At 64.2% G+C, this 1,686-nt stretch carries 1 protein-coding gene; it reads left to right on the top strand.

Going from position 1 to position 1,686, the window contains the following annotated elements:
* Positions 1 to 153: 153 nt before the first annotated feature.
* Positions 154 to 1,686, top strand: a 1,533-nt coding sequence (locus tag ACOJTD_RS05715) for an AMP-binding protein (RefSeq protein WP_420131963.1), incomplete at its 3' end; no start/stop codon positions are given.

Here is a 1,686-nt window from a genome sequence, read left to right as displayed (position 1 = left end):
AGTCGGTCGCGGAATTTGCTGAGACGATCGGCTGCAGCCAAGGTCGTTCCTCCTTTGTCATCTTTGGTGTTTCACCGACGCATCGGCGTGCTACTCTTGCGCCGAACATTGGCACGCGCAAAAGCCGATGACAAACATTCGGGAGCAAGCCCCATGACCGACGCCCTCAACTCATTCCCCACCGCCGGCACGCAGACGCTGCGCGCCCTGTCGCGCTATCCGACCCGGACGGCGTTCAGCTGGCCAGGCGGGACGCTGAGCTATCGTGGCGCAGTAGACATGATCGGCAGCATCCAGAAGGTGTTCATGGAGCTCGGCGCGCAGCCCGGCACGCGCGTCGCGATGCTCACGGCAAACCGCGCCGAAACCTGGTGCGCCGGCGTCGCCGCGCAACTCTGCCGCTTCGCCATCACCTGGCTGCATCCGCTGGGCTCGCGCGAAGACCAGATCGACCAGATCGAGGATTCCGGCGCAGAGATCCTGGTGATCGATGCCGCCGCCTTTCTGCAGCGTGGCGGCGAGCTCGCCATGCAGGCGCGCGGCCTGCGTCACGTCTTCACCATCGGCAAAGCCGATTACGGCCTCGACCTGCTCGTTGCGCTCGACAAGGCCGGCAGCGCCACGCCGAAGGACTTTGCGCAGCTCGACGATGTCGCGGTGCTCAACTACACAGGCGGCACCACCGGAAAATCCAAGGGCGCGCTGCGCCGGCATCGCGAGAACGCCGGCTTTGCCAACGCCATCCTGGCCGACTTCGAAATCCCGATGGACCCGCGCTATCTCACCGTGGCGCCGATCAGCCATGTCGCCGGGACCAAAGTGCTGCCGTCACTGATGCGCGGCGGCACCATCCACATGCTGAAGGGCTTCGATCCCGACGCGGTGCTGCAGACCATCCATCGCGAGAAGATCAACTTCACGCTGTTCGTGCCGACGATGATCTACGTGCTGCTCGATCATCCGGCGCTGGCAAAGACTGATCTGAGCTCGCTGGATTTGGTGCTGTACGGCGCCTCGCCGATGTCGCCGACGCGGCTGGTCGAAGGCATCGAGCGGATCGGCCCGGTGTTCTCGCAGCTCTACGGCCAGACCGAATGCTACCCGGTGTCGGTACTGCGCAAGGCCGATCACGATCCGAAGCAGCCCGAGCTGTTCCTGTCCTGCGGCTTTCCAATCGCGGCGTGCGACGCGCGCATTCTCGATGAGAACGATCAGGAAGTCCCCGACGGCGAAGCCGGCGAGATCTGCGTGCGCGCGCCGCATGTGATGAAGGAATATTGGAAGCGGCCAGAGCAGACCGCCGAAACGCTGAAGAGCGGCTGGCTGCACACCGGCGATATCGCCAAGCGCGACGACCGTGGCTACATGTACATTCTCGATCGCAAGAAGGACATGATCGTATCCGGCGGCTTCAACATCTTCCCGCGCGAAGTCGAGGATGTGTTGTCGACCCACAGCGGCGTCGCGATGGTCGCGGTCGTCGGCGTGCCCGACGACAAATGGGGCGAGGCCGTCACTGCGGTCGTCGTCAGCAAGCCGGGCGCGGAGCCGGACGAGCGCGAACTCATCGAGCTGGTGAAGACCCGCAAGGGCTCGGCCCACGCGCCCAAGCAGGTCAAGTTCGTCAGCGAAATGCCGATGACCGGCGTCGGCAAGATCGACAAGAAAGTCCTGCGCGCCCAATTC

It is taken from the genome of Rhodopseudomonas sp. (genome assembly GCF_048594845.1).
Lineage (GTDB): Bacteria > Pseudomonadota > Alphaproteobacteria > Rhizobiales > Xanthobacteraceae > Rhodopseudomonas.
Note: the sequence above shows the minus strand (reverse complement) of the source record. Positions and strands in the feature narration are given on the sequence as shown.